Below are 22,034 nucleotides of genomic sequence, written 5' to 3' on the forward strand. Positions count from 1 at the left end.
GGTTTATCTCCCCTTTTTCTTATTTTGAGAAAGCCATCCTGGAACGCTCGCAGCGGGCATTGTGGTCTGGCTAATGTCGTAGACTTCACCAGAATCAAACCCTGTGACCTTTCCTGCGGCATCCTTGACAGGTACAGAAACAGAGATCGGCCGCGCATCGGGTTGAATGGCCACACCATGACTGCGCCAAAAACTAGCCGATCCTACCGCCTGCGCGCCAGGATACTGCTCTTGAACACTGTTCCAGTTGGCCTTTGAGTATTGATGCAATTCCTGCGGAACGGACGGAACTGCGGACGACTGGAAATGTGCAACCGAGCGCGACGCATCCGCCATAGCCGGAATTGAGAGAGATGTCGGCATAACCGGTGGACCGGCCGAATGACTGGACGAACCCGCAGAACCTGAAGTGGACGACGAACTACCTGAACTGCCCTCATCTTGCACGGGAACACTCTCCGGCGGCGGTCCCGCGATTGAGTTATACGTTAAATCGCGGCTTTTACGATAGGCCTGAAAGGGCGCAGAATCGGAAACACGCTGGGCCATGCCAGCATAGCCGTCAGTCAGCTTTCTGCGCGCTGCCTGGCCCAGGGTTTCGCGCGTCGTAGGTTTCGGTGCGGAAGCCGCGATTGCTTGCTTGCCCGCAGCGGCGCGTTGAGCAATTGAAGCCGGCAGGTTCGCATGTGTTGGTAACGGTGCGGATCTCATAGACTGGGGCGAAAATGATGAATGACCAAATCCCGCAAACGCCCCTTTTGCTGCTGAAGCTGGTGTCGAGAGGCCATCAGAAGATGAACTACCCGTGGCTGCGTCTGGCGAGGATGTGGGCGCGTCAGATGCCCCCAGGCTTTCATCAGACGACTGATCAGACGGCACCGCACCAGTGGATGGCCCAGCCGAGGATTGATTGCTTCCTTGAGACGCGTCTAAGGCCTGACCGGCGCCACCTCCCGGAACGCCTAATCCCGATCCCTGAACCGCTTTGGCAATCTTGTCTTTCGTTCCCTGTGCTGCTGCTTCGTTGGATAGGGGTGCCTTCATTCCAGACAGGCCTCCAGACGAATCCTGCCCGGAAGACTTGCCAAGTGCACCTCCGAGCTTATCCGCAGCAGTTGAGAAATTGCCGGCATCTCCGGATGCAGTTTTGTCTTTGAAACCATCCAGTGCGCCTTTCCCAGCACCAAGTGCTGCACCACCAGCAGTCGCTGCATGCCCGGCCATTTTTTTGCCGACATCCAACGCCTTTTTACCGGCACTCGCCATACCACCGGCCGCACGGGAAGCCAAGAAACCGGCGCCCATGAGGCCCATTGCTCCTTTGATCGCGCTACCCATGCCGGCATTGACGCCAAAGAGCTCCTCAATGATATTCGGACCGTCAATGACAAAAAAACCAGCCGCCACTGTAAAGATCACGCGTACCAGATCGTTTATACCGCCGACACTGCCGATATAATCCAGAAAAACAAAATAAATCTTCAAGGTCAGTGCCATTAAATAAAGGACAATGAAGATGTTCCGGATCTTAAGGATCAGCTTTTTTGTCCGCTGCCCGCTCTCAATATCCGTAAATGAGCTGCCGATGGCAATCGCTTTGACAAGAGCGAGCTCCATGCTCAGTTGGGCTACCTTGAACATCGTGCTCAGGACCACCACCATTGTCATCAGCAGGCTGATAATCATGAGAAATGGATGCCAGGAATACCGGTAGTACGCTTCGTCTGCAGTAAACCAGTGCGTCTGCATGTCTGCCAACTTTAATTTGCCGGAAGAATTGCTCAATTTTTTGGCAAGGATCTGTTTGCCGTCGTCCGACAGTGGCGAATCACTGCCGGTGTCCACAGCCTCATTGATGTCCATGACTGAAACATCACTGTCGTTTGTGATGTAATTCTTACTGCTCATCTTGTTCGCCTTGAATTTTGCCTTATCCAGCAGATAAAGATCGGTGATATTGGACTTAATCGCCTGCGTCCCGTCACCCATATGGCTGCTCAGGCTTTTGGCTGAACTGAGATCTTTTTGCCCGGCGTCGACCATTTTGTACATTTGCTGCATGCCCCAGGGCATTGCAGCAAAAAATGTGATGACGACCAGGCAATTAACAATCAGACGGTTATAATCCGTCCGGTGCCGGATGATGATCGTCCAGCCCAGATAGGCAATGGCAAGTCCTGCCATCGTAAAAAAAAATCCCATATAGGGATTGATGAAGCTCTTGAATGCAGTTGAATCGTAAAACGCCATCAGTTTATAGGCCATCGTGACCCCGGCACTCAACGTATTATCGACCGTGGCAAGTCCTTTAATGATTTGCCATCCCATCCAGCGCAGAATATCCGTTCCAGGCGAGTTTAGACTCAGAAAGTCTAGGATACTTTTCAGCTTAGAAATAATCTGGTCGTCGCTTAAATCCCCCATAGTCAGGCCTCCTTTCGCTCAGGCAGCAGGCTGAGGATCTGCCGAATGCCGTCCGCCTTACGCAGAGCAGCATTGGCCTCATAACCAAAAAACTGCTCAACCGCCTCGACGGTGTCCAGTCGATTAAAGGTTTCCGCGCGATCAGGATCCAGCCGGGCAAAAGACCGTCGGAGCAGTTCCAACTGATCGCCCGTCAGGACAGTCAGAATGCCGGTTTCCGTCCCAGGGATGCCTTCGATATTTCTGTTTTCCAAAGGATCACCTTCTTTCGTTTTGGAATGGTCTTCGGCAACCGGAGCAGATGAAGGCTCCGCAACCGCTTCCGGATGCTGAAAGTCAATAACCAGTTTGTTAAGATCAATATCCTTGTGCGCTCCCCACAAATCCATTTCCTCAAACGTGCTCGGATGATTGAAGCGGTGCATCAGATACTCGTGTCTGGCCAGCATCTGCGTCCCATTGGCCACATTCGCAAAAACCGGATAGGGCTTAATCCGCCGGCCCTTCAAATTGCGCCGATGTTTTGTACGGATCAGAACCCACTCACCATCCTGAAGTGTCATTAGCTCGTCCGGCATGAGCAAGGGACGCGGGGCCTCGCGTTCGGAGTACACCTTGTCAATCGCGAGCGGATCGCCCTGACGATCAGGAGCAACGACCGTCTGCGTACCAAGCAGTTTGGAGAATTCCTCGGCGTCTTCCTCTCCATCGGACATAATGAAGTACCGATTGCCGCAGGCACCTATAATCGCCGCGGCCAGTTCCTTCCCATACTTATCCTCAAGCTGAGCCCGGCTTTGAATGACCAGATGATAGAGGATATTGCGGCTGAGACCGACATTCATCGCCCTCGAAAGTCCCTCAATCGCTGGGATGTTCGCTGCTTCCTCCAGCACATAGTGAATGCGCCGGGGCAGGCAGCTGTCTTTCGAGAGCGTCGCCTTTTCACTCAATACGGCGTTGGCCTGACTGAGGAAAGTTGAAATCAAACTGTAGTTGGAGTCGTCCCAATCGGGATAGACGATAAAAAGCGCAACGGGTTTCTCTCCATAGGCCATATCTTCAAAGTTCAGATCATTTGCCGAAGTCATGCGCGCGATCGTGTCATAAGCATAGTTTTTCAGCTTGGCCATCGTACCGGTGAAGATACCGGACCGCGTGACGCCCTGGCTGAACTGAACGGTGCCGTATTGCAGCTTCGCCGGATCGTTGACCGGAAGACTGCTGAAGAAGTTATCCAGATCAGTCATGCCATCTTCGTCCGGGTTGCTGCCAAGCTCGTTGAGCATGACGGTCACGGTGTACATCGTGATGCATTCCGGATGGCCGATCTTCTTACAAATGCCGCAGACGGCTAAAATCAGCGCGTTCGTCAGTGAGATGCTCGACTCCTCCCACATCGGATCTTTCGCGTTCGGATTATGGAAAAGCGAATAGGAAAGCGTGTTGCAAAGCATTTGTGCCTTCGCGTAATCGCCCTTCATGTACGCCTTTCTAACGAGCTCCAAAGGGTTATACGCGATCCCCTGATACGGCAGAAGTAGGTTAAATACTTTCACGTCATAACCGTGCGCAACAAACTCCGCGCGGGTGTTTTTCAGAATATCCCCCTTGATGTCCGTAATGAAAACCGAATCTTTTATCTCGGCGCGCATCAAGGCGTCAAGGAAGGGATACGTGAACGATTCCGTCTTGCCGGACTGCGTTGAAGAATCCAGAACAGAATGTGTGTTCATTGTTTCGATGTACAACCTGTGTTCATAATGCAACACAGGATAGCCGGACTTACCGGGATATTCTTTATCATCATCCGCAATCGACGTGTATTGTTCCTTAATCTCCTTTAGCGTCGTCCAGCGCCGAGTGCCCTCCGTACCCAGGTTGATGTCCCGGTAGGCGATTCGCATTTTATACAGCCGAATCGGCAGTAAAATGGCTAAAATAATCGCCACGATCACATAGACAGGAAGGAATGAGGAAATCGGCGTGATCAACCAGGCCGCGCAGCCTTCAAAGAAAGACGGACGATGGGTTGCCTGGTCAGCCGCGGTCTGCAGCGTCGCATGCCAATAGCTTGGTAGGCGAACGATCATGTTCAGAACAAAATTAACAGCCAGAAAAGCGAATACAAACATTCCAATCGCATATGCCGCAAGAAACCACGACGTAGCGAGCACTTTCTTCCATTGCTTGTAGCGCCGATTCATTGTCGCGCACTCCGTTCAATTTGATCGGCGGCACGGCGAAGCCGGTTCAGTATCTTAAGAATAAAGACACCGAGTGCTATGGCAGCCAAGCCATAAGCTGCCCAGATCGACGGATGAGGAGTGATAAGCCAGGAAGGCGTAAAACCTGAAAGTAAATTGGGCAACCCACTCCGTCCCAGTGATCCGCCATGTGTCTGAGTAGTCAGCGTGTGCAGCGTAGCTGGTAGCCGGCCAATCAGCGTCAAACAGAAATTTGCGGCTGCGTAAGCCAGAATTGCGGCAGTCACAGTCCAAAATGGCCACACATAGGGCCGCAACAGAAAAGCGGCCCAGTTCATGACTTTTTTCTTTTTCTCCACTTACCTCGTCCTCCTCTCAATGCAGCCCGAAGTGGCCAAAGAGCTGGTTTTTAAAGGTCAAAATCGTTTCTAGCGTTTGATGAGCCGTAGCCGGATGTTGCCACAGCCATAGACCACCGAAAAGCATCCCGGCAACCATCAAGGTTCCGGCAAATGCCTTTCCATGCCCAGAATGCACGCGCGCACCCCGGGCTTTCTTCAGCTCTTGAGCTAGCCGTTCCTCACGCCGGGCATCTGACTCCACCTGTTTTTTGACCCGGTTCCGGTCCGCCGCCAACTCCTCATAGAGCTTTGCTTTCTGCTTCTCCTGTTCCAGTTGCACGTCCAAGGCCTTGGCCCGACGTTCTTCACGATGCAGTCTTGCCGCCTGATGATGCTGAATCGCACTTTTAATGCCCCGCATCATGAATTGAATGAAATATTTAGCGGCACGCTTCAGCTTCGGTACACTTTTCCGCCAGGAAGCTCGAAAGGATGCGAACACTTTGGCAAGGCTGCCTGTTCGGTTCCATTTTTCCTTACCAGAATCAGAAATACGGGAAGGTTCCCCGCGTTCCTGATTCGGTGCCTGAGAAGCAGCGGGTTCCGGCTGCTGATGTGTCCGTTCGTTTTTAGTCGACCGATCATTTGGATCAGGCGCCGGCTCACTCTTTTTCTCATGGGGACTCTTTGGAGGTCTCGGTTCCTGGACTGTACGCTGAGCACGCATCCAAGATTCACGCTTGAGTACCCGGTAAAAGAAAGGACGCCTTCCTGTCGCGCGCGGCAGGCTGCCCGTTTGTTCCGGTTCATCTGGATCTCGAATCGCTTCAGCCAGCCGCTGAAGCAACCGGTTTTTATCTGCCTCTGGCTCGCTGGCAAACACTGTCGTGAGTGCCTCCTGTACAAGAAACAGCAGATTTGTAGGTTGTCCAGCGCCAATCGGATGACGGTCTTTAAAGAGTGGACGCTCTCCGTCGTAGATCGTGTAGACGACCGCCTCAGTAAATCCAGCAGTTTGCGCACGTTCCTCCATTTCTTTTAAAATATCGCTCGCCCGATGTGCGGAAAATGGCTGATTTTTTTTTGCCAATTTCCGCAAGCGTCGGCTGGCCTCAAAATAAACAGTTATCAACTCAACCCACCTTCTTTTAGAATTTCAGGTTGCCCTGAAGCCACTGCGAGATTGTCAGTGAACTCAGACAAACGGCAAGTCCAATGGCTACGTTGATCATGCCGTCTTTGGCTTCCTGGATCTTCTGTGGATTTTTCTGCATATAGCCAATGGCATAGATGGCCAGTTTTAATGCAGCGTACGTTCCGCTAATTGTGGTGACAAAATTCAAACAAGCAGTGAGCACATTAACAACGCCACTCGGCATAGTCAGTCACGTCCTTTTTTTCTGATTTTCAATGAATAAATTCAGCGCCGCGTCCACCGTCGGCGCACCTTCCTCAATGACGGCGCGGTGCCGCGCGTCCAGCCAGTCCTCATACGCGAGGCCTTGAGCCGCCAAAATTTTAACGGCCATTTCCTTCCGTTTGCGCCGCTCTGCGCGTTCTGTCTTCTCAGACATTTGCTGCCTCCTCTCTTACCACTTCAGGCCAGCTGTAGCTCAATGCCTTCATCCCTGGGTATAAGCCGCAGAAGATGAAAAACGCGGAGCGAATTAATCGCGCCGCAATAAAAAACGACCGGCAAGCACTCCATCTTTTCGCTCGTCGGCAGCTGGTGAACCGGAAAGGTCCGCTGATCAGAATGCCAGAGGAACCGCTTTTCCCGGTCAATCTTTTGATACTCTGTGAAATTGACATCAATCGTCAAAACCGACCTCCTCATTTTATTGTTCCCCCTGACTGATCACCCTTGCCATATCGTATTAAACCACGTCCACATCGACCCAAGCTCAGTTCCTAGATGCCCGGTCATGGATTGATAAACAATGAGGGTCGCAGCAAGACCAACAACGACTGCCGCTACCTCCATTATCCAAGTTCGCATGAAATTCACCTCCTTAAAAGGGATATTTAAAAATCTATAAAAGGCCTTTAAACAGGGCTTTTTATACATGAAAATTAGGAACTCTCGCCACGCACCAGCGAAACAGCCGATCCACGGATCGTGAGTGGAGTCAGTTTAATGTTCAGCAGCGTCAATCGCTCCGGGACCTTAACCTGATAATTGATCACTGTCCCATAGGGTTTTGTTCCGTTTCCGCTCTCACTCTCCAGTTGATAACGGCCGCCATATTTTTGCTGGTTATAGGCGTTAATTTCAGTAAGCGCATCCGCTGTAAGTCCCCCATTACGCTGAATCTGGTAGTCGACATACTGCCGAAAATCATAGGCCTGACTGCGCTGTGCCCAATAAGCTGCGGATGCGGCCAGTGCGGCAATTAAGAGCGCAAAAATAATCAGCGTTGCGATATTAAGTATCCAAGATCGCATAGTTTTCCTCCTTAACCATGAAAGGCCATGATTTTGCTAAAATTCGATAGGTAACTGACGAGCGAACCGGAAAAAGGAATCAGCATGCCAAGGAAAATCGCAAAGGCCAGATAATTAAATTTGGCGATTCTCATCTCACGAATTTTTTTCCGGTTACGAAACAACTCATCGCTGGCTATTCTAGCCAAATTACGTAACACTTTTGGATCCTGGGTATTCTGTTGAAACTCAAAAAGCGCCGTACAGAGTGTACGTGCCTGATCGCTGCCCGCTCCGGCATGCTCACCAAATTCCCAAAATACTTTGATGTCGTTTGGCTGCTCAATCATTCGGTCAACGAGCCGGTGCACGTCATCCCGGATGGGAATTTCCGGATTTTGCTTTAGCGCCTGTTCCAAGGCGTTGGTAAAGGATGTCTGTTCTGCAATCGGCGTGAGTACCCGGAAATACAAGGCAAAGTTCACGCGTCGTTTAATCACTGACAGCTGGGCAAGTTGCCGGATGTTCACATAGTGAAGTTTCCAAATCAGAAAAGCGACGCCCAGTGCAATAATCACCGGAAGTACTGATCGCATAATTAAAGCAAAAAAACAGGCAAGCAGAATCAGTAAAAGTGGCACCAGCAGGCGACGGTTCCTTTCCCGTTGCCGTCCTTGCTCTGATGCATACACCGTTTTCAACAACTCTTCATAATCCGGCTCCGAGAGTTTTCCGGAAAACCAGTTCAAGATGCTCAATAGTTAATCTCCTCCACCTCGTCATTGACGTAATTTTTAAAGAAAATGCGAAAAACAAGGCTAATATAGACGAAGTACAGCGTGTTGCAAAACCACCCTATCGGCTGATGGCTGTACAAATTAATCCAGTTCTGCAGCGTGAATACATAACTGAGTACAAAAAAAGCAAAGAAGGTCATAAAAAGCATGATTAAAAGCTCGCTTCTTGGCCCTCTTTTCTCCTCAATATAAATCTCGCGCTCTACAAGAACTTCATTGTGCTGCCGAGTAATCTGATCAAGCACATCTGTGTTGATTCGGCCAAAGGCAAAGATTGTCGCCACCTGTTCCAGATAGTGCACAAAGGAAATGTCTTTCTTATATTGTTTTTTTAGTCCATCAACCGCTGCGATACCCTCCTTTTCGTTCGCCGATCGCAGCTTAGCCGTGAGCGTCGTCAGCTGCTGACCCAGCTCCCCCAACGTGATGCTCGCAATTTCATGAAGACAGCTAAGAAAGGACCGGGATGGATTTTTAATCATCTGTGTGAATGTGTTTGTGAAGCGGTCTCGCTCGCGATAGGATTGCATCTCATAGATGCGGCGCGCTTCGGCCGGAAGCACCCACAAATATGTGCCCAAGATCCCTATCAGTCCATATATGACAGAAAGCCACCAATAGCGATACAGAATGTAAGACATGATATAGAGTGCAAGAAAGGCAATAACAAACCGGCCCAGAAGCTCACGAGTTCGGATCTTGTGTCCGTACTTCTCGCGCCAGACATTTATTTCCTCAATTGTCCATGTTCGCCGCTTAAACATTGCCAAACACCTCCTTCAGCTCGTCCGTATCCACTTCGTCCACATCCTCAAAGTGCTCCCGAAGCCGGCCGCTGAATGGGTAAAAAGTATCTATGAATTGGTTATTTCGACGTTTTCGTTGAAAAATGGGATGTGCCGTGCAGTCCGGGTAAAACTCAATGAGTTCAGCCAACCAGCGGATCGTCTGTCCGTTTTCCTTCTTTTTTTTCAGGTAGCCGCCAATCGGAAAGGCAGAATAAATATCCTTCAGCATCCTTTCCTCATTCACACTGTGGTACTTGGTGATCATGCTGAGCAGGCGATCGGGGATCATTGGCGCGCTAAGGACGTGCATCGTCGTAAAGACATGCGTGCCCCCAATTGCGCCTTCCACCAGCGTTCCGGTTTCCCGACCGCGAATCTCAGACGGCATGACCCACACGGCGTCGTTCCGAAAGGCGTCTTCAATGCTTTCTTCATAATTTGCGCCCGGGCCGACCAGCCACTCATAAATGTTCAAGTCTGGAAACAACGTCTTAGCATGGGTTTCGTCTTCATCTTCTAGCAGAATGATTTTTTCTTCCGGGTTGGCCTTGGACAAAACTAGTTTTTGAAAAGATGTCTTGCCAGTGCCCATGTCGCCAGCCAGGAGCATATTAACGTGTCCCCACAGGTTAGCGGCACAGAATTTAAAAATTGACGGCGGGCAAAACGCATCTATATTCTTCTCCGTCATGACCAACTCGGGACGTGACAGACGAATAGAGAAGGTCGGACCGCTGACCGTCATCGTCTGATGACGCGATGAGAGACGCATGTTTTCAATCTGCCCGGAGAGTCGTGGCTCTTTCCTGCTGAAGTCTTTTTTTACCCGTGATGCCATCCGCTGAAGCAAACGATTGATATAGTCATCATTGATCCGGGAATCGTCAATATAATGAAGCCCCTCGTTGGTCTTCCGGAACAGACGGGATCCATGATAGCCAATATCCGTATTCTCTGGATCCTGTTGCAATTCCTCAATGATTCCTAGACCGACAATCTCTTGCACAGCATAGGCAGCCTGCGCCTCTGTTTTGACCAAATCAGGAAACCGTTCTTTGATGACCGGTCCAAGAATGGCCCGAGCCTCCGGCCGTGCTACCGGATCGTCGGAGTAGCAAGCGTTCAATAGTTCGGCGTGGGAGGAAAATAGACTCTCCTCAATGGCTTTTATAGTTGTAGGCAGCAATCGCCTGCTCGGTAAATCTTTAACTGTTTCCATTTAAATCTCCTTTCGTTTTAATCGGATGTGGTGATGTTAGGCACATACGTGGTATGGTAATCATTACCTTTACCGTCGTGAATTTTGATTTTAACTGCTTTGACCGCACCGGTTTGGCTGTCATTCCGGAAGTCAAAGGTGTATTGCACATTCGTCAGATGAATCTCCATGTTCCTCTGAAACAACTGCTCAAAATTTTGTTTAAATGTGCCTTCGTCCACGATCATTTGGCCAGAGTCGATGCGCGAGCGCGAATTAGCTGCCAGAACCGATGCAACATTTGCGGATTCAGTCATATCCGCAATGACTTCTTTATGCTTGTCATCGTAGGAGAGCCAGGTGTTGAGCATGACCATCAGTCCGGCCCAGATAATAAACATAAGAAAGAAGCGTGTATAGACATTCACGTTTTTCCCTCACCCCCTTTCTTGTTTTCAAAATAAAAAAAGGCCATTCAAAAAGGGTTGTTTTGAATGGCCTTGTTCATCTTTTATTTAGTTGATTGCGTGCTGCCTCTTAATCATTCTTAATCCATTGCTCATCAGCCTTTGTGAATCCAGCCGGCAGACCGTCCGGAAACGGATTGTCGGTGTTTACCGGTTCCATGAGTAGTTCATCTTTGCTGATTGTCGGGCTGCCCATCCAGGCATACATATAAGCAACCAGCCGCAGCCGATCCTGAATCTTCAGCGTCACTTTATTGACGCCGAGTGGATTCGTAGAATAGTCAACGGCGTAGGTTGCAGGGATTTTCTGAGACTTATCCGGCCAGATGGGCGTATAGAACTGATATTTCCCATCATACAATTTATTCTTAATTCTGCCGTCATGATCGCTTACTTGTTGGTCGGTGAACAGCTTCCCCGTTTTATCTTCCACATTGACATGCGGAAAATTGAAACTTTCACTCTTTTGGTAAACCGAAGCCGAATCGTTTATATTCCGGTGTGACAGCATGGGCACATTAACCTTCCCATTCTTCGTCGGATAGTTCAAATAGGAAGTATCCTGAAGTACCGAAGGAGCCTGGAAAGTAAAGTTGTCTTCAGCGACACCTGTTGCATAATTATAGTCATGGCCAAGTTCATTGCTATAGTTGAGCGTGACATCGGCCGCAAAGCCGTATCCCGTTTTCATTTTTGGTATGGGCCGGGCATAATAGTTAAAAGTCTCGTAATGCGTCTCCATCGGTTGACCAACGGCTATCTCTGTCATAACCACCCGTTTCTGCAAATCTTGATGCGAGGAATTGCTGTTTACATTAAATTCGACCGTTTCTTCACTGCTCGTATACCCCTGAGTCGTCAGCTGGCCGCCAGCCGGAGAAACGTCAAAATCATTGGCGCTGAAACCGTCTAATTTAACGGTATAAGGCTTATTTGTATTTCTCGTAAGCACGCTGTTCGGGATTGTAAAGGTGAGATTGGTCGGTATGCTTTTGGCCGCATACTGATGCGTCGCAATGCGCGTACTCCCTCGGTAAAGCGAAACGCTGATTTTCTTAGTGCTCATATCGTTGATCGAGGTCGCATAATTATAGAGCACTTTGCCCATAGTCACCTTGACCGGCAGCCCTTCGGAAGCCGGTGCCGTGTAAATCTGAAGTTTCTTTAAATTTACTTGGGCAAGGGGAATGTCGTAATAATAGTTGATTACAATGTTTCCCGTACCCACGGTTCCCTTCTGCGTATTCCCAGTGGCTTTGACAAAGCGATAGGCATAGCTTTTCCCGTTCTTGGTAGTCGTGATTCCTGGGTGATTCTCCTGGTAGGAATCACCCTGATGAAGTGTATAAACCTTGCTTGTCTGGATTTTCTTTCCCGTTCGGTTATCGTAATAATTGACCGTGACATTGCGCCTTAAAATATAGAGGAAGGTTTTACTTAAATCTTTGTCTGGCTGCTTGCCGGTATAAGTGTAATTTACGTTTTGAAGGGAACCGTTATTATATAGGTCGTAAGTGTTCCCTCCGGTCGTCACGGATTTGGGAATCGTCCACAAATACGCATTGCCTACTTTTACCTCTTTCGATGCCTGATTGAAAACTTGATGATTCGGATACCTGTTTTGATAGACAACCTTGTTATTCCGGTAACGGTCGTAATAAAACTTGACGTACACGTCCGTACTTCCGGTCTTTCCCGTGACCGTGCTTTTTCCAGTTTCTTTGTATGTGGCCCCCTTGGCCCCTTTTGTTCCGTTTCCCGTAAACCCACTTGTTGAAGCCGTAACGCTGTAATTACTGCCTATCGTTGATTTCCCTTTGGACTCCTGCCACATAACGCTGTTGTCGAACGTATCAATGTATTGGGCGTAAACGTTGACTGTGCGAGGGTAAAAGTCAGCACTGATGCCCTTCTCTTTTGGAGGATCGGTCTTTTGAGCAGTTGCAATAGGCTGATAATCATTATTTACAAATTTTAAAAGCATCGGCTGGTACGTAGGAATACTTCCCTGCAATTTGCCACTAGACCAATTATTACTATAGTCTGCATCAGCCCAAAGATAAAATGAATCTCCACCATGAATAGTTTCTTTGCCAACACCATCTGTTGAACGACTTAAGTTCTTCAAGTGTAGACCCGTCGGAAGATTAATCGTTACATGGTTCCTAGAATCGCCATTGAGAGTCGTTGTCTGAGAAATTTGCTTCCCATCTTTGAAAGAAACTGATAAATTATTATCTGAAAAACTAAATTTATGTTGCGGTGCATTTGCTTGTTGTGCCAAGTTCCACAGTTTACTATACCCTGAAATATTTTCACCACCAGCATCCGCACCATTTCTTAATCTAGATAATACTAAAGTTGTCACGACAATACCCCTACTTCTGTCATTGCCAAAAATATTTTTGGGGCCTGCCCACCCATAATAAAGAGCCGTTCTAATTTTAGCATCACCATAGTCATCGTAGCCTTCTTGGGCTGCTGCACTTGGTGGCGTCGTTCCATCATGCCATACGCAAAAAGCCTGCTGACCACCTATTGTAAAGTCTCCTACAGTGTGTTTGTACCCTAATGAATCATATACAGAAATGGAGCCATTATATGAATAACCGGCTGCGTTAGCAATATTTGTATGGGCTTCCCCATAAAACATACTGACAAGTAATGCAAAAATCAAAGATATTGGCAAAATTATTGAGCCTGATTTATTTTCTTTTAACAAAATTAAACACCTCCTCACTAAATTAAAAAGCCTGTCAATTCTAAACTGCTAGAACTGACAGGCTTCAATTTCACACAATGCTTTAATTTACTTATCACTTATAAGGATTACTTGAATTTTCAGGATCACTCTTACTTGTGGTTCCTTCATAAGTAGATACCCAAGTGTTACCTTCTTTGCTTCCATCACGATTTGTAATGTCACCACTACCCGTAACAGTTCCAGGTTTCATGCTAGACCCCGAACTCTTACCGCTAGAACTCTGCGCCTTTGTCCCAGCGCTTTTTTTCTTTGTTGTACTGCTCGTTTTTAGGGTACTCGACACTGTTGACGCACTTGAATGAACCGAGCTCTTTGGATGACTTGCCGTTGATGAAGAAGCTGTCGATCTGCTCGAATGAGAACTCGTCGAGCTTCTTTTAGTCGGCGTGCTTGATGTCGCTGCTGTTGCTGTAGAACTGCTTGTTGCGCTTGAATGGTCTGTTGAAGAATCTTTTGCTGTCGTTGAACTCGATGCCGAAACAGGTGCAGAACTTGAGCTCGTCGCAGTGCTGGAATCAGAAGCAGGACTCGAACTGCTGGAATCGGATGACGAAGATTGCGCCTGCACATCAGTTCCTGATTGAGATTCATTTTTATGCGCTGCACTGGTCGAAACTTTTTTCAGATGAGTGGGCTGTGAAGCTGCATACGCCAGTGCACCACCGCCAATTCCGATAACGAGCACTGCAGCCAGCACAGACATAAGTACAGGACATCTGATTTTAGTCCTAAGGTTTCTCACCTGATCCACCATCCTTTCTTAGGTTTTTTTATATGTTATGTGTCGGACACTAGGAAGTCTGATTCAGGTCTTTTATAACTGCATTATACCATGATTTTCCTGAGCGCAGACACCTCTCGTGCCTATAATAATCGCCACAATCAGATAGCGAATAGACGTGTGGCGTATGTACGGGTTTCTAGCAGTGGTTTACCCGAAAACTCTATCTCAGTACAGTATCTGATAGCGCCGGAAATCGGCAAAATCACAAATGCGTATCAAATCTGAGAATGCGCAGCCAAACCTGCTTTAACGCTCTTCTTGCCTCCCACCAGGGGGGAGCTGACTCACCCAGACGCGTTGCATGGCCGCATATTACACGTCTAGAGGGACCGCTACGTCCCTGTTATTTGCCCGACGCTTCGCCGGGTTGCCGCTCCATCACCTCCTTAAATATTGATTCATTAATGAATCATTGTGTATTTTTCCTTTGTCAGCCGAGGATAGGCACCCTCAACCGCCCATAGTTTCTCAAAACGTTTGCCAATACGCTTGGCAATGACTCGGCCGTCCTCATCGCGTACATTCCGTATGTCTGGATAAGCACTGGCTATGGATAGAACGGCCCCAGAAGTTAAAAAAACAATATACTTCCCGTCGACTTCTCCGAGATTTCCATTCATCATGCGAACGCTGTGGCCAAAGTGCTCAATTTCTCTTGGTGTAAACACGTGTCGAATTGGTGCTCCTGAACGCATCGTTCTCTACATCCTCCTTATAGCTAATTAAAAAGCCATTCAGATCCTGTTTGCGATCCGAATGGCTCCATCAGTTGCGCGGGCATCTTGCAACAAACTACAACCTCTACTGCTTTATAACCAACCGGTTTTGATTATAGTCAAAATGTCGGTTATAATTTGGTTGCATGGTTTGTACGGCCGTGCACCTGAGGGCGGGTTCGTAAACAGTTGCTGCTGCTTATCGAGCTTTAGCCTCTTCGACGAGTTGGCGCTCACCGAAGGGCTGCCCTCCTATTTTTTTGTCCTCACAAGTCAAGATACACCCACACACGTTCGGTTGTAAAGAGAAAAATGCAATTTAATTTATATTTTTTTCAATTGTCTAATTTTTACTTCGGATAAGTTTTTTTAAGTTTTAATAAGTTTATTTTTCCTATATTACCGGGGAAAAATTGATTTTCAGAATTAGCAGCAAACTAAATGATAAATACAAATAAAGTTGTTTACCCAGAGACGAGTTGTCAACGAGCTTTCATCAAAATAGTAAAAGCTCTGCAGCCATACAGCATTGATAATGAATTTTACGAAATAGATATCATGACATCATTTCTATTCTTAATTTTCACTGGTTCCAGAACCCTGTATTCATTAAGAATATCCTCATACAAATTACCTGTATACTTGGGAACATCAATCGTCACAACTACTGCATAATCCATTCGATCATTACTACCATCTCTTCCAAGGGCGTGTAAGACGAGAAAGGGGTTATGCAAAGATATTGGGCGCATACTCTTCCATCTTTTAACAACAGTATCCCATTTTAACTCTTCTCGTCTTGCAAGTTCAGTCTGATATTTTTCAGGAGTTTTTGATACAGGAAGAGTACTCAATTTGTATCCCTTTTGGATGTATTCTTCTATTGTTGTCGAATCGGTATCAATGTTTACTTCAATTGACTTATTTATTCCAGTATTACTTAATTTATATTTCCTATCATGAGGATAGAAAGTATCCTCAATAGCTGATTCAGTGTAATCTTCAGTATGAGAGTTATTGGTTTTAGATAAAATCGCAATAGTCCAAGAAATCTTTATCGTTGTCGTTATATTCGCATTTAAAGGTAATGGAATTGGAAGTTTTGCAAGACCCTTAGGGTTCATTGAATTTGAGTAAATAATATTTACCCTATTTCTATCACATCTCAAAATATCATCAACACTTTGATTTAAAAACCCATAACCAATTTCTTTATCAACTTTATTTGGGTTTATTGCAGAATTTATCAGTAAAGCTCTTGCAACTAATGGATTAAATCTTGGACATCTCCCCAATAATTCAGCTGCTTTTGCTGCAACTATTGGGGCTGCAAAACTTGTGCCTGCTGCCAACCATTTAAAATTAGAATCGCTCGCATTTAATAGATGGATTGGAAAATGTTGATCCCCGCCAAATGCACATAAATCAGGTTTTACTTTACACCCTTCTCTGCCATCTCCAACACAGCTATAACTTGCCCTTTCCAATTTCGATGAAGTCTGATTAAATGTATAAGCTCCAACACTCAGACCATTTACAATATCCGATGGAGCTTGAATACGATTGAGAGGAGCTGGCCTTTCTCCGTCATTTCCAACTGCTACAACAAACAATTTACGGTCATTCCAAGCTAAGGTGTCCAAAGAGAAAGTAAATCTCGTAATTTCATCATCAAGAATTGGACCAACAGGGCCAAATGATAGATTATAAACATCAATATCATGTCTTTCTGGTACAACTTCCTCAATGAAATCAATTGCTTCATACAAATCAAAATCAGTAGGGTCGCTTACTGGTAATACTCGAAAACTTTCTACATAAACAATCGGATCAATTAGTCTTGATTTTGCTTCATACTGATTTAAATCACCATATAAGGCGACCCCTGCAACTGCAGTTCCATGTTTTATGCCATCCTTGATTGCAAATGAACTGATCGATTTATTTTGATGAGTAAAACCTTTCAAGAAAGGATGGCTCTCATCAATTCCGCCATCAAATATTCCAACTTTGATCTGCGATACTCGTTCAGCTTTAGGGGGATAAAGTAAATTTATATCCGCCACATTGGATCTTAGCTCTGGGAAGAAGTTAACTTTTAATGGATGAACTGTTCTTAGAGGATTGAAGTCTGCTATTCCATTAATTACATTCTTTTTCACCTGTGCGCTTACAAATGTTGGACCTCCAGCATAAGTCTTTATTTTTAATCTATCTGTATCTACTCCAAGTTCTTGTAAATTTAGTTTAAATTTATATATCATTTTATCAGTGTTTTTTCCGTAAGGATGAAGAACAAATTCAACTGTTCCTTCGTCCCATTCTCCACTAAATCCTTGAATAACTTCATTTTTTGAAAGAAGTGAAATTTGTTCTATTTTTCTAATGTCATTTTTAAATTTATCTGAAATTTGACTTTCATTCGTATCAAGTATTTGCTCAAATCGAGTCAAAACATTATTATTTAGCATTAAAAAATGAAGTTTACTATATTTTTTTTCTTCATTTTCCTCAAATACCCAACGCCTCGAACCAATGTTCTCGAATTTTGCTTGTTTGAATAAAGTTTCAGGTACATAGGACTTAGCTAAAAATTTCTCATTCAACCTTAATGTAATTACAAAGTCATCCATTCTCTTTTCCATAGGAACATTAGCTAAACTCCTTCTAACTACGCTCAGTTGAGTTTTAATTCTATTCTTAGCTTCACCATAAGTTCTTGGATATGCAGGTTGTCCTCCAAAGAATGTTTTACTAATGGGCTCAATTAAATTTTCCCCACTACCTATTATTGGTAAGTAATCATTTGTATCATCCGCCATAATACCCCTCTTTTCTAGATGTAATTTTACTTACTCTTTAAATGGTGGCTAACGGTCGATGGACTTATTCCTAACATCTTGGCTATTTTTGCCTGTGATATTTTGGCTTTATATACCTCTTTTAAATTCTTAACCATTATTTTATTGAATAATGTACTGTCTTGCTTACCAAGTTCTTTAAGCTGTGATATCAAATTTTCGATGGGATCTACATTTTCCACCAAAACTTGTCTTAAAACTCGTTCAGAAATTTGCTTAATATCTGACGGGCTTAGTTGTTCAAATGATTTAGCAATTGTAGTTAAGAATAAACTATCTATTTTAATGACATTTTTCTTGTTCAAATAAACGTCCCATAATTTTATTCTTTCCCCTTCATCAGGGTAGGAAATTTCTATTTTAATATCGAAACGTCTCCAAATAGCTTTATCTAAAAATTCTGGGTGATTTGTAGCGGCAATGATAATTGATTGATATGGCCATTCTTCAAGTTCCTTAAGTAACACATTAACAATTCTTTTCAGTTCACCTAAGTCAGAAGGATCATCTCTTCTTTTTGCAACAGCGTCAAATTCGTCCAATAATAACACCGATGGTGCACTCTTTCCATATTCAAGAACTTTTTTAAGATTTTTCCCTGTCGAACCAAGATAACTTGATATAGCTGATGATAAATCTAATGATATTAAAGGTAATCTAAGTTTATGGGCTATATACTTAGATAATAATGTTTTTCCTACTCCTGGAGGACCGTAGAACAAAATACTATTCGGTGGCTTAACATCATTAGCTATTAATTTGGCTATCGCCTCTCTCTCTTTTAGGAAATTCGATATGAGATTATTCAATGCTGGATTAAGCACAACAATCTCATCAAACTCAGACTGATCGCTAATATTTACTAAAGACATAAAAGAGTCCTTATCAACTGGGGGGGGATCTATTCCCATTGATCTTGTCATAGGTGCACCAGCATTATAGGTTGCCAATATTTTTGCCAATTCTGAAGACAATTGTGGCTCTTCTTTTTTTAGTTTTCTTATAATGGACAAGGTAGATAATTCAACAGTTCTTTTTTCTCCATCTAAAGATGCTCTAATTAACGTCGGCAAATGTTTTAAAACTGTGTTCATTCGATGACGTCCTTTCTTTAGTTTCTATCGAACGATATTATTATAGCTATAATAAAGGATTTTAGTCAATGTAATTCGATGCATATATTTTTGTGTGTTTCGTCGAATTTTTACTCAGAAAAATTTATTCTTCATAAATCAAAAAAATTCCCTGTGGGTATTCGGGAACAGGGAAGAAAAATATTAAATGTGCTGATTGGATGATTATCTATATTCCAAATTAAATGTTTTTCAGGTCAACCTCATTAAGAATGTTGTCAAGTTCACTTGACTTTGAACCTGTGCCATCAAAACGTACAGGTGGAGAAGAAGATAGTTTTTCTCTCGACTCTGTCAGATTTTCTGAAGACGACTGCGAAAGATTAAGTACATCTGCATAGAGTTGTTTCTGCACATCATAGTCCATAACATTTTTATTGCCAAACCGATCGGCGAAGTACAGAACAAGCATTTTCAAAGAATTCCTAACATTGCTCTGCTGATCCATCCAGATATTTATGCGTTGCCGGGCATCAGGGTTCCCGTCGTAGCGCCAGAAATAGGTGCTTCGGTCTTTATTTTCCATTCCTGTCTTCGCCCCCTCAAACAACCATTACGGCGACATCTTTATAGAACAGATGCCGATTCAGAATGTCCATGCCTTTTGCATTCATAGTAACGGCGTACTTTTTGGGCACCCACAGCAGATTCGTATTGACACGTTTGGCGAAGATCTTCAGTCTTTCATACAGCGGATCATAAAAAGCAATACTGCCACCGCCGTAGACCATGATATAATCCAACGAGGCCGACAGCTCCATGAACTTTTCCTCTAAATCCTGCTGAATCTGTTCCGCCTGAGTAAGCAAGGTTTCAGAAAAATATTCCTTAGCATCTGAATAATAGTTATTTTCGGGATCTGCAAGGACATCCATGTACTGCTGGCGTGTCAGCTTGACATACCCATCGGTTTGATGAGATAGCATCTTGATCGCCTCTTCAGTCGCATGTCCCACGCCACGACGGGCGCCGCTACATTTATCCGGCACCGGGTTGACACCTTCCGTATAGATGTACTCCGTTGTTCCATCACCAATGTCTACGTGCAGCGCACGTTTATTTTTAAAATCCATAGGTAACTTTTCCGGCCCTTCGTAATCATTAAGAATGTCCTTATCGGCCTGCAACAGGGCATAAAGAGCCGGAATACCTTCCTGAGTGATCTTTACTTGTCTAAAAAAATGAGTCACAGTGACAATCTCATTGAGCACATGGACAGTGACAATATGAGGCGACGCCATGTATTTTTCTTCAAGAGCTCTGGCTATTCTTGGAGTGTATTCGCTGGCCGGAATTGCCCCCGTCATATAATCTTCTACCGTAAGCGTACTGGGCAGCTCATGCATTTGAAAAAAACTCTTCTGAACCGCTTTGGCCGCCGTCATGCCCAGTGTCGTAATCACCGGAATGTCACTCTCGGCTTTCCGGCCGACGTGAATGTTCATGGACTCTGATCGCGTACTTGAAGCTTTCGCTCGTTGACCAATCATATAGAGTCCATTTCTCCTAAGCGCCGGTGATGAGAGATCAACAAGCAGCTGGTTCATTAATCCACCCACCACTTCATTCATTGTACCTTCTGAGCCATTTGGAGTTGAGGGCAGATGTCGAACCGTGGTCGGCTGCTGAAGTAGTTCGCCATTCAAAATCATTTTTGTCGTAGAGTTGCCGTTGTCATCTGCAATCATCATTTTCATTTTCTATCTCTCCTCTATCTAATAGATAGTTTTTTTATATCACGTTATCTTACCTATAGCTTGACCAGCAAATAATCACACATTTTTATATCTCTCAGCTATTTATTTGATATATTCTTGAATTAAAAGCATGAAATAAATCTTTTGAATACCATTTATATATCTTCGGTCGGGATGGCTTAATGACGATATATAAATAGCGTATCTGCTGGACTGTTACTAAATTACAATGCATAATCCGGTGTTCAACGTGACGATTACGCTTGTATCAATCTGGTAGTGTTAAAAAATGCTGTTATGCAAAAGATCAAATCTATATTTCTTCGCCTAATAATTTCATATAAAATAAATAATGTGTCTTAATACATACCCTGAAGGGACTGTCTCAAGTGGCAACTATTCTTTCTATTGTGATGTATTCATTAAACATTGTATTTACCATTCTTCAGATTTTTAAAAGAAATAAGCAGGATCGCCCTACAAACCAAACCAGCATAAATAACTACGTCAATGGAAACGGAAATAATATTTCAAACTACAATCAAACTACATCAAATTATCAAACCACCAACGTTCAAATAGTACCTGCTCAAAATAATGAAAATGACGAATGGTGGAAAGCATTACTTATTTTCATCCTTGTCTTTGCTGTATACGCTCTTTTTTACAAATTTATCCCTCTATTTATGTCAGTGCTCCTCACAATTGTATTAATTGTGACATTTTTTTATAACAAAACGACCTCTGTTAATAGATACGCTTCAATATTTTTTTCTATTTATGCTTTGTGTATTTGCTTTCTCTCCTTTTCCACTCTATCAATGCCTATATCCATTGAACACATGATTGAACAAGTATCTCATTCTTATAACTGGCAGCAGCCCTTTTCTTCCGCAATTCAAAATTATCTTTCGAATGTTGGTGCATTCATCGTCAAAATTATCTTCAATCGCAATCATTTTTTAATTTTCTATATAGTTGCACGTCTTTTTGCCCTTTCATTTATGGCATGGAGATTAATCACTTATCTTTTTCCCCGTACATACAAAGCCGATCTTCTGCATTGGAATAATTTATCGACACCGCAAATGGTTTTTCATTTACTGAAAAATGGTGTGGCATTTGTATTTTTGTTCTTCTTACTGCATCTGACAATAGTCTGGCCATATATTAATTATATCTTAAAAATGATCATGCATCAGTAATAGAGGCCAACGATCCTACTTATTAACACGAATAGCGTTTCTGTTATTAGAGTCAGTAAGCAAAATGCCAACGCATAAGTCATGATCAAACACTTTATTTTGCCGATTTCTTTACGAAAATGAATAGCGTTGCCGATCATTATCTCAATTTTTATCTTCTTTTTGTGCTCACTTTTTTTGTACTTAATTATTTGAGCCACAAAAATTAATAGCATCATGATGTAGAGA

The 22,034-nt window shown here is 44.5% G+C and carries 21 protein-coding genes; 2 read left to right on the plus strand and 19 right to left on the minus strand.

The window, feature by feature from the left end; translation table 11 throughout:
- Nucleotides 1–3 precede the first annotated feature (3 nt).
- The 14 genes from E4665_RS07000 to E4665_RS07060 all read right to left on the minus strand — a co-directional run bounded on the left by E4665_RS07000 (nucleotide 4) and on the right by E4665_RS07060 (nucleotide 13,368).
- Nucleotides 4–2,424, minus strand: a complete 2,421-nt coding sequence (locus E4665_RS07000; RefSeq protein ID WP_135348084.1) for a pLS20_p028 family conjugation system transmembrane protein — start codon at nucleotides 2,422–2,424, stop codon at nucleotides 4–6.
- 2 nt (nucleotides 2,425–2,426) lie between these two features.
- Nucleotides 2,427–4,631: a VirD4-like conjugal transfer protein, CD1115 family gene (locus E4665_RS07005; RefSeq protein WP_135348085.1), complete on the minus strand. Its 2,205-nt coding sequence runs from the start codon at nucleotides 4,629–4,631 to the stop codon at nucleotides 2,427–2,429.
- On the minus strand, nucleotides 4,628–4,990 hold the full coding sequence (locus E4665_RS07010) for a heme exporter protein CcmD (RefSeq protein ID WP_135348086.1): 363 nt from the start codon (nucleotides 4,988–4,990) through the stop codon (nucleotides 4,628–4,630). The genes E4665_RS07005 and E4665_RS07010 overlap by 4 nt, the downstream gene beginning before the upstream one ends.
- A gap of 16 nt (nucleotides 4,991–5,006) precedes the next feature.
- Entirely contained in the window at nucleotides 5,007–6,104 is a 1,098-nt protein-coding gene (locus E4665_RS07015) for a hypothetical protein (RefSeq protein ID WP_135348087.1), read from the minus strand.
- 16 nt (nucleotides 6,105–6,120) lie between these two features.
- The gene (locus tag E4665_RS07020) at nucleotides 6,121–6,351 is read right to left on the minus strand and encodes a pilin (protein ID WP_135348088.1); all 231 of its coding nucleotides are present in this window, start codon (nucleotides 6,349–6,351) and stop codon (nucleotides 6,121–6,123) included.
- A gap of 6 nt (nucleotides 6,352–6,357) precedes the next feature.
- Nucleotides 6,358–6,546: a hypothetical protein gene (locus E4665_RS07025; RefSeq protein ID WP_135348089.1), complete on the minus strand. Its 189-nt coding sequence runs from the start codon at nucleotides 6,544–6,546 to the stop codon at nucleotides 6,358–6,360.
- A 23-nt stretch (nucleotides 6,547–6,569) separates the two neighbouring features.
- Nucleotides 6,570–6,809, minus strand: coding sequence for a hypothetical protein (locus E4665_RS07030; RefSeq protein ID WP_135348090.1), 240 nt, complete (start codon nucleotides 6,807–6,809; stop codon nucleotides 6,570–6,572).
- A gap of 21 nt (nucleotides 6,810–6,830) precedes the next feature.
- Complete coding sequence (locus tag E4665_RS18100) at nucleotides 6,831–6,971, minus strand: hypothetical protein (RefSeq protein ID WP_167815142.1); 141 nt, start codon at nucleotides 6,969–6,971, stop codon at nucleotides 6,831–6,833.
- 74 nt (nucleotides 6,972–7,045) lie between these two features.
- On the minus strand, nucleotides 7,046–7,417 hold the full coding sequence (locus tag E4665_RS07035) for a hypothetical protein (protein WP_135348091.1): 372 nt from the start codon (nucleotides 7,415–7,417) through the stop codon (nucleotides 7,046–7,048).
- 11 nt (nucleotides 7,418–7,428) lie between these two features.
- Nucleotides 7,429–8,154, minus strand: a complete 726-nt coding sequence (locus tag E4665_RS07040) for a hypothetical protein (RefSeq protein WP_135348092.1) — start codon at nucleotides 8,152–8,154, stop codon at nucleotides 7,429–7,431.
- Nucleotides 8,151–8,957, minus strand: coding sequence for a hypothetical protein (locus tag E4665_RS07045; protein WP_135348093.1), 807 nt, complete (start codon nucleotides 8,955–8,957; stop codon nucleotides 8,151–8,153). Before E4665_RS07045 ends, E4665_RS07040 begins: the two co-directional genes overlap by 4 nt.
- A complete protein-coding gene (locus E4665_RS07050) occupies nucleotides 8,950–10,200 on the minus strand; it encodes an ATPase, T2SS/T4P/T4SS family (RefSeq protein WP_135348094.1) in 1,251 nt (416 codons plus the stop codon). The genes E4665_RS07045 and E4665_RS07050 overlap by 8 nt, the downstream gene beginning before the upstream one ends.
- Before the next feature lie 17 nt (nucleotides 10,201–10,217).
- Nucleotides 10,218–10,607, minus strand: coding sequence for a hypothetical protein (locus E4665_RS07055; protein ID WP_135348095.1), 390 nt, complete (start codon nucleotides 10,605–10,607; stop codon nucleotides 10,218–10,220).
- 109 nt (nucleotides 10,608–10,716) lie between these two features.
- Nucleotides 10,717–13,368, minus strand: coding sequence for a MucBP domain-containing protein (locus tag E4665_RS07060; protein ID WP_135348096.1), 2,652 nt, complete (start codon nucleotides 13,366–13,368; stop codon nucleotides 10,717–10,719).
- Between the two features lie 428 nt (nucleotides 13,369–13,796).
- On the opposite strand from E4665_RS07060, the gene E4665_RS07065 reads away from it, so the two are divergent.
- Nucleotides 13,797–13,994 (plus strand): hypothetical protein, encoded by a 198-nt coding sequence (locus E4665_RS07065; protein WP_135348097.1) that lies wholly within the window; start codon nucleotides 13,797–13,799, stop codon nucleotides 13,992–13,994.
- Between the two features lie 601 nt (nucleotides 13,995–14,595).
- Here the strand turns inward: E4665_RS07065 and E4665_RS07070 are convergent.
- The 5 genes from E4665_RS07070 to E4665_RS07090 form a co-directional block, all read right to left on the minus strand.
- On the minus strand, nucleotides 14,596–14,889 hold the full coding sequence (locus E4665_RS07070) for a hypothetical protein (RefSeq protein WP_135348098.1): 294 nt from the start codon (nucleotides 14,887–14,889) through the stop codon (nucleotides 14,596–14,598).
- Nucleotides 14,890–15,452: 563 nt separating this feature from the next.
- Nucleotides 15,453–17,732, minus strand: coding sequence for a S8 family peptidase (locus E4665_RS07075; RefSeq protein WP_135348099.1), 2,280 nt, complete (start codon nucleotides 17,730–17,732; stop codon nucleotides 15,453–15,455).
- 26 nt (nucleotides 17,733–17,758) lie between these two features.
- Nucleotides 17,759–18,865: an AAA family ATPase gene (locus E4665_RS07080; protein WP_135348100.1), complete on the minus strand. Its 1,107-nt coding sequence runs from the start codon at nucleotides 18,863–18,865 to the stop codon at nucleotides 17,759–17,761.
- A gap of 220 nt (nucleotides 18,866–19,085) precedes the next feature.
- Nucleotides 19,086–19,430: a hypothetical protein gene (locus E4665_RS07085; RefSeq protein WP_135348101.1), complete on the minus strand. Its 345-nt coding sequence runs from the start codon at nucleotides 19,428–19,430 to the stop codon at nucleotides 19,086–19,088.
- A 16-nt stretch (nucleotides 19,431–19,446) separates the two neighbouring features.
- On the minus strand, nucleotides 19,447–20,601 hold the full coding sequence (locus E4665_RS07090; protein ID WP_135348102.1) for a ParM/StbA family protein: 1,155 nt from the start codon (nucleotides 20,599–20,601) through the stop codon (nucleotides 19,447–19,449).
- A 389-nt stretch (nucleotides 20,602–20,990) separates the two neighbouring features.
- Between E4665_RS07090 and E4665_RS07095 the strand changes: the two genes are divergently transcribed.
- A complete protein-coding gene (locus E4665_RS07095) occupies nucleotides 20,991–21,806 on the plus strand; it encodes a hypothetical protein (RefSeq protein ID WP_135348103.1) in 816 nt (271 codons plus the stop codon).
- Nucleotides 21,807–22,034: the final 228 nt, after the last annotated feature.

The sequence above is a fragment of the Sporolactobacillus shoreae genome (genome assembly GCF_004684935.1).
Taxonomy (GTDB): Bacteria; Bacillota; Bacilli; order Bacillales; family Sporolactobacillaceae; genus Sporolactobacillus; species Sporolactobacillus shoreae.